This is a genomic window from Klebsiella pasteurii (assembly GCF_018139045.1).
Lineage (GTDB): Bacteria > Pseudomonadota > Gammaproteobacteria > Enterobacterales > Enterobacteriaceae > Klebsiella > Klebsiella grimontii.
Genome location: NZ_CP073236.1, coordinates 1,124,817 through 1,134,763, shown reverse-complemented (window position 1 = coordinate 1,134,763; position 9,947 = coordinate 1,124,817). Strand labels below are relative to the sequence as shown.

At 57.1% G+C, this 9,947-nt stretch carries 8 protein-coding genes; 5 read left to right on the top strand and 3 right to left on the bottom strand.

Annotation, left to right across the window (positions count from 1 at the left end):
- The first annotated feature begins 16 nt into the window (after positions 1-16).
- Entirely contained in the window at positions 17-715 is a 699-nt protein-coding gene (locus KCG39_RS05290; RefSeq protein ID WP_211811565.1) for a GntR family transcriptional regulator, read from the top strand.
- A 308-nt stretch (positions 716-1,023) separates the two neighbouring features.
- Positions 1,024-1,146: a hypothetical protein gene (locus tag KCG39_RS05285; RefSeq protein WP_227632192.1), complete on the top strand. Its 123-nt coding sequence runs from the start codon at positions 1,024-1,026 to the stop codon at positions 1,144-1,146.
- A 238-nt stretch (positions 1,147-1,384) separates the two neighbouring features.
- Here KCG39_RS05285 and ttrA read toward each other — a convergent pair whose 3' ends face one another.
- From ttrA to ttrB, 3 genes are read right to left on the bottom strand one after another with little or no spacing between them, the layout of a single operon-like run.
- Positions 1,385-4,450: a tetrathionate reductase subunit TtrA gene (ttrA, locus tag KCG39_RS05280; protein WP_142468280.1), complete on the bottom strand. Its 3,066-nt coding sequence runs from the start codon at positions 4,448-4,450 to the stop codon at positions 1,385-1,387.
- Positions 4,443-5,465 (bottom strand): tetrathionate reductase subunit TtrC, encoded by a 1,023-nt coding sequence (gene ttrC / locus KCG39_RS05275; RefSeq protein WP_211811564.1) that lies wholly within the window; start codon positions 5,463-5,465, stop codon positions 4,443-4,445. Before ttrC ends, ttrA begins: the two co-directional genes overlap by 8 nt.
- Positions 5,466-6,194: a tetrathionate reductase subunit TtrB gene (gene ttrB, locus KCG39_RS05270; RefSeq protein ID WP_142446550.1), complete on the bottom strand. Its 729-nt coding sequence runs from the start codon at positions 6,192-6,194 to the stop codon at positions 5,466-5,468.
- A gap of 177 nt (positions 6,195-6,371) precedes the next feature.
- On the opposite strand from ttrB, the gene ttrS reads away from it, so the two are divergent.
- The 3 genes from ttrS (at position 6,372) to yncE (ending at position 9,933) form a co-directional block, all read left to right on the top strand.
- Positions 6,372-8,144, top strand: coding sequence for a tetrathionate respiration histidine kinase TtrS (gene ttrS, locus KCG39_RS05265; protein ID WP_112165025.1), 1,773 nt, complete (start codon positions 6,372-6,374; stop codon positions 8,142-8,144).
- Positions 8,119-8,706: a tetrathionate respiration response regulator TtrR gene (ttrR, locus tag KCG39_RS05260; RefSeq protein ID WP_004120256.1), complete on the top strand. Its 588-nt coding sequence runs from the start codon at positions 8,119-8,121 to the stop codon at positions 8,704-8,706. Before ttrS ends, ttrR begins: the two co-directional genes overlap by 26 nt.
- A 168-nt stretch (positions 8,707-8,874) precedes the next feature.
- The gene (gene yncE, locus KCG39_RS05255; protein ID WP_211811563.1) at positions 8,875-9,933 is read left to right on the top strand and encodes a 7-bladed beta-propeller protein YncE; all 1,059 of its coding nucleotides are present in this window, start codon (positions 8,875-8,877) and stop codon (positions 9,931-9,933) included.
- Positions 9,934-9,947: the final 14 nt, after the last annotated feature.

Genomic DNA, 9,947 nt, shown 5'->3' with positions numbered 1-9,947 from the left:
CAGGGTAGAGAACGAAATGAGTGAAAAATTGACGCCGAAGCAGCGTGAAGTGAATCGGGTGGTGGAAGCGCTCACCCAGGCTATTGGGCAGCATAAGCTGCGTCCAGGGATGCGTTTGATTGAAGCGCAAATTGTTGAGGCGCTACAGGCTAACCGTAATCATGTGCAGACCGCACTTCAGCGGATGGCTGGCCAGGGGATTGTGACGATTGAACCGAATTACGGGGCAATGGTTGCGCGGCCAACGGCAAAACAGGCCCGCGAGGTTTTTATTGCCCGTAACGCCATCGAGTGCGCGATTATGTCCTGCATCACGCCGGAGAAAATGGCGCTTTTCGCCGAAGAGATCGCCTGTCAACAGCACAACGAGCACCAGTCGCTGCACGCGCAGGATCGGAGGCGTATTGTTTATGAGCTGGGTGCATTCCACGAGCTGATGGCAAGAATCGCGGATAATGACGTGCTGCGCGATATCCTGAATAATTTAATGGTGCTGAGTTCGTTGATTGTAATGCTCTATCAGCAGGATGTGACGACGCATTGTCAGTGCGATGAACACAGCAATATCATTGCCGCGCTGAAGGCCGGGGATTCGCTTCGCGCCCAGGATCTGATGCGAGAGCATCTTAACGACCTACTGCAGCAGCTCAACCTGGACGAAACCCCGCAGAATTTTATGACGCTGTCGCAGGCGCTGGAGATGGGGGAAGGGTAATTCGAGAGAAATGCATGTCCCCATTGAGGTGATGATGTGGCGTCGTTTCCGGCGTTCTTCGCTAAATCAACAAAGTAGCGCGTCGAATATGGATGCTCGATACTAACAAGGCGCAGTCTTGCTGAATTAAGAAGTGAACGATGATGCCGACCCAGGGTTGGCAATCGTGAGATTGCTCATTGCTCACATGAAATTCAGCAACAAATGTTACTTCAGATCATTATCACATCTGCGACTTATCTATATAAGTTTACTGCTTTATGAGTGAGGAATTTGACTAGTTAACGACGCGTGAGATTGCAAATGAAATGGATACGAGTATTTACAGCATGCGCTACTTGCTATGCCAAATGGAAATGACGGGAGTCGTGATAAGTATTAAAACGGGCAAAGGCCGGAGTCATACACTGCGTTGGAAATTAGCTAGCTAGTTCTTAAAAAGAATATTCAAAATGCTGTGTCATGCTAAATTGATAATAACGTCAATGTGTTATTCAACCTTCCTCTAAAATGATCGGCTAACTTCAATAATTTCAACGCCAGCCCTGGCCGGGAAAGGTTTTAACTGAGAATGACCGGTAGGTTTGCTGTTTACCTGATTCGTTTTGTTTCAGGAGGCTAACCGCAAACCTAACGGTCTCAGTTGTTCGGACAGTGAAGCGATGGGGGCTATACCCGCTCAATCCTTGCCGGCAACCCCTGACGCACCGCCGCGCCGGAGACCCAGTCAAGCCAGGTGTTGCTCACCTCTCGCGTGGGGTCCGCGAATCCCAGATCGTTAAGGTTAATACCTGATTTGACCTGCTCTGCGACAGGCATAGCCTTGCCGTCGAGGAGGTGCCGCGCCGCGCCCATTTCGCGATGCCCGTAGCCGTGTTCAATCGCGATAACGCCGGGCATCACCCCACTTAACAGGCTAATGACAGCTTCAACCTGGCCGCCGGGCGTGGATATGCGCACTCTGTCGCCATGCGCCACACCGAAACGGCGGCCGTCCTGTGGGTTCAGCGCCACCAGGTTGGTCGGCTTGAGGTGATGCAGGCGCGGGATCACCGTTGAGGCGCTGCCCATGGTGTTGGATTTAAATGAGATCAGCTTCAGCGGCCACTGCTGTCGCGGGAAAAGCGCTTCGACAGCGCGTCCGTCGGACAATCTGGCCGGATACCATGCCGGGCAGCCGCTGTAGCGCTCGCCGGTGATGGCATGGCGATGGGCGGCAACCTCCGCGTTCCAGATTTGCAGCGGTTTTTCCCACAATTGACCGACGCTATTCTCCGCTCGACCGCTTTTGTCCGGCGCGAAGCGCCCGCCGCGGGAATAGATAAAGGCTACCCGGCTCACTTCTTCCGCTTTCAGGGTCTGGCTAATAACCGGCAGAATACGCTGCACCCCGGTCAGCGTCAGATCCTCGCTGCTGGCCTCGGCAACCGGCGCTTTACCCATAAACGCAATATTGGCGGCCATGCGCAGGTAATAGTCCTCAGCCCGGTTGAGTGGATAGCGGTTACCCTGAGCATCGGTAATGGCGTTTTCGCCAAATCCGGGCAGATCAAGACGCTTCGCCACCGCGATGCAAAATGCCTCCATTGACACTGGCTCACCGTCAGCGGTTTTTGCGGTGGCGGCAGGGACGATCGGCCAGCGGGCGGTGGTGGCTTTACTGGCGACGCCAGCCCACGGCGCGCTGAACCCCCAGCTTTCGAAATTATGGGTATCGGGAACGATATAGTCGGCCAGGGCGGTGGTTTCGTTCATAAAGGCGTCGATAGCGATAAACAGAGGTAGGCGCCGCGGATCTTTTAACTTCTCTTCAGCGACGGTCCGTAACCCGGGCACGCCATACAGCGGGTTGGTCATATTGGAGATCCACGCCTTCAGTGGATAAGGGTAACCTTCGAGCGCCGAGGTCAGTAGCTCGGTCAACTGCCCGGCGACGAATGGATACCATGGAGCTTTGGCCGGGTAGGGGGAGACGCCCGCCGCCGCCTTGCGGTGATACTCTTCAGAGGATTCATACGCTGTTTTGCTGCGTGCGATGCTGAGCCCTTTCGGCTTCACTTTACCGACAAAGCTCTCCAGGTTGTAACGCGGGCCGTCTGTCGCGCCGTTGAATTTGCCGCCGCCGACAAACACGCCGCCCTCCAGGCTGAGATTCCCGATTAACGCATTAAGCATCATGACCGCCCAGGCGTTGTAGAATCCGTTGCCGGCCATCATGCCGCCGTGGGTAATGACCGCGGCTTTACGGCCATGACGGGTAAAGGCATCCGCCAGCGCCGCGATCTTATCTTCCGCGACGCCGCACTGCTGGCTGTACTCCGCCAGGGTGAGCTTTTCAGCGGACTCTTTCAGCATCTGGAAGCCGCTTTTGACCGTCACGCTGCGCCCGTCCTGCAGGGTTAGCTGGCGCGTTACAAAGAGCGCGCCGCGCCGGCAGCCGCTGGCGGCGACAGCATCACCGCTTTCGTTAACCACCACCGGTTCGCTGGCTCCCTCCGCATTCAGGTGAGCAAGGGTTAGATGCTGCCCGGCCAGCCCGGGCTTATCATCGGCGATCACCAGGTGTGTCGCATTGGTCCAGCTCTTTTCACCGACCAGCTTCATTGCCTGTGCGCCCGGTATTGCCAGATAGTCGGCGTTGTAGCGCTGGTTTTCGATAATCCAGCGGATCATTGCCATCGCCAGCGCCGAATCGCTCCCGGGGATGACCGGCAGCCAGTGCCCCCGATCGTCTGCCATCACCGTGGTGAGCGGCAGCGCGGGGGCGACAACGACATACTGAAAGTCATCGCGCAGGCGGGCGCTGGCCAGCTGTCTGGCCTGGCGTTTAAACGGATTGCCGGACTGGGCGGGTGAAGTACCCATAAACAAGGCAAACTCGACGTTGTCCCAGTCAGGCTTCACGTGCGGATTTTTATCCAGATCGCCCATTAATGCGCCGGAACCCGCACGATAGGCCAGCCCGCAGTAGGAGCCGTGAGCGCCGAAGTTTTTGCTGCCGAAGCTGTTCAGCGCAAAACGGCGTAAAAAGGTATCGCGCCCGTCGTCGCTGGTATTGGTGACCAGTAGCTGGTTGGTTTTTGGGCCGAATCCCGGATGCTTTGGATCGATGGGCGTTGTCGGCGCATAAATGGCGCGCAGGCCATCAACATGCCCCTCGCCAAACAGATCGCCGCCTTCCACCACCTCTTTTACCAGTTGATCGAAGCTGATGCGCTGCCATTTCCCTTCGCCGCGCTTACCGACGCGCTTCATAGGTTCAAGAATACGCAATGGACTGTACAACCCCTCCAGCAGCGTCGCACCGCGCGCGCAGGCGGTAGAGCGGGCGTCTAGTCCGCTTTCGCCCGCCAGCTGCGCCATCGCGATTGAAAAAGGAACGGAGGCGTCAATGTGGTGTTCATGAGAGAGCGGATGATACGGGTTGCCGGCAATGCGCAGCGCTTTACCTTCTTTGCTATCAACCCTGACGCGCACGCCACACTGGGTCCAGCAGCCAAAGCACTGGGTCATCGAAATCACCTGTTGCGGATTTGGCTGCCAGCCGGAACTGACCTGAGCTTCCGGGATCAGCGCGTTGCCGAAGATACGATCGCGGGTCACTTTCCCGGAGGTGCCGTTGAGCAGGCCGTCAAGGGCGCGCTTTGCCACCTCCCGATAGCTGAGGGCGAAAGATGCCATTCCGCCTGCGGCCAGGCCCACTTTAAGCCACTGACGACGGGTTAAATTAGTCATGTTGCCTTCTCCTGGCGAGTACGTTCACGGTTTCACTTACAATAATCAGCAGCGCAATCCACAGGCCGAAGGTGCCAAGGATTGCGAGCCAGCCGTCGGTACCGACCGGCAGGGTATAGGGATTAAACTGGGCATTAAATTTGGGGATGGTTTGCCCCTGAATCAGCAGCGTCCAGCGCATCAGCCAGCACAAGGCCATGGCGCTACTGGCCTGTAAAGCGCGAAGGGGGAGGTTGAGCGAATAGCGCAGCGCATGAATAGCAAAGCCCAATGACATCAACCAGAAGGCAAACCAGCCGAAGGCGTAATGACGGGCTGAAGACGAGATAGCCAGCCATTGCCGTATCGCGGTGCCGGACAGGGTATCGCCGCTGACCCACATCGCCACCACCACGGCCAGCAGGATCAGCGCCGAGAGCTGCCACCGCGCCAGGCGCCGCTGAAGGGGAAAATCATCGCGTGTTGCCACAATCAGTAGGGCGAAAAAAGTTTGCAGCGCGCTAAAGAACATCGCCAGTGGGAAGGCGTAGCTGAACCAGACCGGTCGGGCCAGAACAACTGAAACTTCACGTCCGGTATAGACCAGCAGGCCAACCGCCGTGAGGGCACTGGCAAGCGCAACCCATTTGGTGACGCCGTAACTTTTATTGAAAAGCTGTTTGATCCACTGCGCCACAAACCACCAGCCTAAAAACAACGTGAACAGCGGCAGAAACAGCGCCCCCCATGGCATCCACGACCAGGGCGTGGGGTAGGCGTAAAAGTGCCAGAAGCGGGCGGTCTGATGCAGATCCGCCGTTAGCGCCAGCGGCGCGGTAATCGCGCAGGTCAGCGCAATCAGCAGCGTTAGCCTTTCCAGCGTTTCATCGTGTCTTTTGCGCCAGTGAAGCAGGCAGGCAAACAGCACCGCGCAGGCGGCAATGCCAATAAAAAAGAAATACTGCACCGCCCACGGTAGCCAGCTCACCTCTTGCGGACGCGCCAGCACCTCTTCAATCATCAACGTATGCGTCATTCAAACCTCCTGCCAGAGCGCGGGTTGGGCATGTCCCATCAACGGGGTAACAAACGCCTCGTCGAGTCCGAGATAGAAAACGTGGGGGACGGTAGCGTTTTCCGGCTTCAACACCTTGATGGCGTCATGGTGCAAAGCGAGCATCTGCGAGATGCGGCTTTGAGGATCCTGGATATCACCGATGATCCGCGCGCCGCCGACGCAGGACTCGACGCAGGCGGGGAGCAACCCGGCCTCCAGGCGATGAACGCAGAAGGTGCACTTATCGGCGGTTTGCGTCTCATGGTTGATAAAACGCGCGTCATAGGGGCAGGCCTGGACGCAATAGGCGCAGCCGACGCAGCGGGTGTTATCCACCACTACAATGCCATCCTGACGCTGAAAGGTGGCCTGCACCGGGCAGACCGGCACGCAGGGCGGATTATCACAATGGTTGCACAGCCGCGGTAGCAGGACGTTGGTGATCCGATCGTCCAGCTGCACCTGATATTGATTAACGTGAGTGCGAAACGCCCCCTGCGGCGTCTGATTCTCAATTGCGCAGCTGACGGTGCAGGCCTGGCAGCCGATGCAGCGCCGCAGGTCAACCAGCATGGCATAGCGGTGTCGGGAGGCGCCTTCGCGGCGGGCTGGCGAAAAGGGAAATTTCGCCTCCGCCAGCGGCACCAGAGACGCGCCGGCGGTCAATACGCCCAACTGCGCCAGAAACTGTCGTTTACTGCTGTCCATTTTTTCCCCTCGGGTGGCAATAACGAAATATTTGTCACGTCATTGTTTTGCATGTGATGAATAAACAATGTTGATGATTTACAGTGTAAAAATCGCGGCGAGGTCAGCTCTATTGTGGTTAACCACATACCCGGCGGGTTGTTGATCTAAAACAACATAATGAACAGGGACAATCGAGTGAGAGCGAAAACGGTGCAGCATCTGACGCTGCTGGTGACGGCGCTCCTGCTGAATAGCAGCGGGTGGGCGGCGTCGTGGAATATCGGCGTTCTGGCCATGCGCGGCGAGGTCTTAACCCGCAGCCACTGGCAGCCGCTGGAGGTGGCGCTCAATCAGCAGCTAACGGATCAGCAGTTCCATATTCAGCCACTCGATCTGCAGCAGATGCAGGAGGCGGTCAATAACGGCGCGGTGCAGTTCGTGGTGACCAATCCGGCGCAGTTTGTCCAGTTGAATAGTCATTCTTCCCTGCGCTGGCTGGCCTCTTTGCGCTCTTCGCAAGGGACAAGCAACGTGATCGGCAGCGTTATTTTGACTCGTCGCGACAGCGGTATTGCGTCGCCGGCCGATCTGATCGGCAAAACGGTAGGGGCCATCGATCCTCAGGCGTTCGGCGGCTATTTATTGGGATATAAGGCGCTGATCGATGCCGGGCTGCGGCCGGAACGCGATTTGCACCTGCGCTTTAGCGGGTTTCCCGCCGACGCGCTGATCTACCTGCTGCGTGAACAGGCGCTGCAGGCGGCGATTGTGCCGGTGTGCCTGCTGGAAAAAATGGCTAATGAGGGGCTGGTGGATAAAGGTGATTTTACCGCGGTCATCGAGCGGCCAGCGGCGATGCCTTGTTTAACCAGCACCCCGCTGTATCCCGACTGGTCGTTTGCCGCGCTTCCGGCGGTGAGCGACGCGCTGGCGGATCGGGTGACCCGCGCCTTGCTCAATGCCCCGGCTAACGCCGCCTTTCACTGGGGAGCGCCCGCGTCGACCCGCCAGGTTGAAGCATTACTGAGCGAAGTTCAACAGCACCCCCAGCAGCGACGGCTGTGGCTTGAGGTAAAAAGCTGGCTTATCCAGCACCGGTTAATCATGGGCGGCATCGGGCTGGCGCTGCTGTTGCTGACGTTGAATTATATCTGGGTGATGCTGCTGGTGCGGCGACGCGGGCGACAGCTTGAACGCAACGCCATCCGTCTGCGCGAGCAGGAGCAGGCGCTGCAAACGGCGAGGCAGATGAGCGTATTGGGTGAAATGACTTCGGGATTCGCTCACGAATTAAATCAGCCGCTGTCGGCTATCCGCCACTATGCGCAGGGCTGCACGATCCGTTTGCAGAAACAGGATCCGCAGCATCCCTTACTGCCCGCGCTGGGCCATATCGATCAACAGGCTCAGCGCGGGGCGGAAACGCTGCGCAACCTGCGCCATTGGGTTAGCCAGGCGCACGGGAAGCCGGGACGCACGGAGACCTGGGAACGCATCAGCGTTCGTCAGGCCATTGACCATGTCTGGCAGTGGCTGCGAATGCCGCAGCAGTTTCCCGGGCTGTTGCTCAACAGCGATGTCGATCGCCCGTTAACGCTCGTCTTACCGCCGGTGCTGCTTGAACAGGTGCTGGCGAATCTGATCCTCAATGCGGCGCAGGCCGGGGCGAAGATGCTGTGGATTGACGCCCTTCGCGATGCCGGAGGCGTGAAGATCGTCCTGCAGGATAACGGTGGCGGTATCGCCGGAGCGCAGCTTGCACAGGCGTTTCAGCCGTTTGTGACCAGTCGTCAAGAGGGGATGGGGCTTGGGCTGGTTATCTGTCAGCGGCTGGTCCGCTATGGACGGGGGGAGATAAGCCTGACAAATCAAGCGGCACCCGATGGGCAACCCGGTGTCACCGTGGTACTGACATTCATGCAACAAGAAGCGCGGAGCGGCAATGGCGATAATTTATCTACTGGATGACGACCTGGCGGTGACTCAGGCATGTGCTTTTTTACTGGAAAGCCTGGGCTACGAGGTAATGTGCTGGGCAGAGGGGGACGCCTTCCTCGCGCAGGCCGATCTCTACCGGACCGGCGTTGTCCTGCTGGATATGCGGATGCCGACGCTGGATGGTCAGGAAGTACATGAGGCGCTGCGCCAGTGCGGCAGTACCCTGGCGGTGGTCTTTCTGACCGGACATGGCGACGTCCCGATGGCGGTAGAGCAGATGAAACGCGGCGCGGTGGATTTTCTGCAAAAGCCGGTTTCGCTAATGCCGCTGCAGGCGGCGCTGGAACATGGGCTCGCGGTCTCCGGCGAGCGCTTTGCACAGAAAAAAGTCGTCGATTGCTATCAGCGGCTTACGCCCAAAGAGCGGGAGCTTGCGCTGCTGGTGGTGAAAGGGCTCATGAACAGGGAAATTGCGCAGGCGATGAACATTGCCGTACGCACGGTGGAGGTCCATCGGGCGAGGGTGATGGAAAAGATGCAGGCCGGGAGTCTGGCGGAATTAGTCAGCATCTTACAGCCGGTTATCTCGTGATTTTATTGATTACGCTGAATGCAGAGTGGCGGGTTCCCGGCGTCAACAAAGCGGCGGTTGATATCAGAACACAAAAATTGGTAGGGAAGATGCAGGTAAACGTAATTGCAAATGATATTTATTTTCATTAATGTTTGCATTCCGTAAACTACTGTAAAGAAAAATTACATGTCAACCGCATCTCTGAAGCAGGTCGCGCGCCGCGCGCTGGTCATTTCGTTTTGTCTGCATGCTCTCTCCGCCTCGGCTAAGGATTTCAGCGAGCGGGAATTCCTCACTCAGTCTCTCGGCCACGGCGTTTATGAGCTGGCTTATGATAACGGTCAGAAGGCGCTGTATGCCGCTTCCGCACCCTCGTTTGATAAAGATAAAACTGTGGGGCTGGTCTTTCGACTGACGGCGGATTCTCTGCGGATTGATGAGAAAATCGCCACCGAACGCCGCGCCTTTGCGCTCTCTCTGGATGAAGAAAACCATATCCTGTATTTGGGCAATGCGCTGGATGGTTCGCTGACGCTGCTGGATACGCTGACCAATAGGGTGATTAACACTATTCAGCTAAGCGATGATTCAGATCCGGAGAAACAGGCTCACGTCCGTGAAGTCGTACTGGATAAGCTAAACCAGCGTCTGTATGTGTCAGGGATAGGGCGCAAGGGCCAGGGCCTGCTCTGGGTGGTCGATACCCGCAAGCAGCAGCTGATTGACACGTTGAAGAACATTGATCCGGTGGGGTTTGCCGTTGATACCTCGGGTGAAAAGGTTTATGCGGTGACCGGCAACGGGGAGTTGGTTACCCTCAATGGCAAAACGTCGAAACTGCTTTCCCGGGTGAAGGTTGACCCGGCTGAATCTGACCACTACTTCCTCAATATCGCCCTGAACACCGTCGCCGGAGTCGGATATATCGCCGATACCAATACCCGCGATGTGCTGGTGGTGCAACTGGACTCCGGCAAGCTGGTCGATCGTATCGCTTCGCCAAACTCCATCGCCGTGCTCTATCACGCCGGGCGCGATGAAATCTATGTGACCCATCGTAACGATCGCTCGATAAGCATCATCGACGCGAAAACCAACCATCTTAAACACACCATCAAAACGGCGGCCATGCCCAACAGCCTGGCGCTTTCAGCGGATGGCGGAACGCTCTATGCCAGCGTCAAACAGGGCGAAAAAAGCAACCTGGCTGACTACGTTCTCAAGATTGATCTAACTAAATTTTAAGGATTTTTTGTGAC

Bases quoted from the DNA above. Each gene is read 5' to 3' on its own strand.
- KCG39_RS05285 (WP_227632192.1), top strand. From the start codon at position 1,024: ATGGATACGAGTATTTACAGCATGCGCTACTTGCTATGCCAAATGGAA.
- ttrR (WP_004120256.1), top strand. From the start codon at position 8,119: ATGGCGATAATTTATCTACTGGATGACGACCTGGCGGTGACTCAGGCA.
- ttrB (WP_142446550.1), bottom strand. From the start codon at position 6,194: ATGGACAGCAGTAAACGACAGTTTCTGGCGCAGTTGGGCGTATTGACC.
- KCG39_RS05290 (WP_211811565.1), top strand. From the start codon at position 17: ATGAGTGAAAAATTGACGCCGAAGCAGCGTGAAGTGAATCGGGTGGTG.
- ttrC (WP_211811564.1), bottom strand. From the start codon at position 5,465: ATGACGCATACGTTGATGATTGAAGAGGTGCTGGCGCGTCCGCAAGAG.
- ttrA (WP_142468280.1), bottom strand. From the start codon at position 4,450: ATGACTAATTTAACCCGTCGTCAGTGGCTTAAAGTGGGCCTGGCCGCA.
- yncE (WP_211811563.1), top strand. From the start codon at position 8,875: ATGTCAACCGCATCTCTGAAGCAGGTCGCGCGCCGCGCGCTGGTCATT.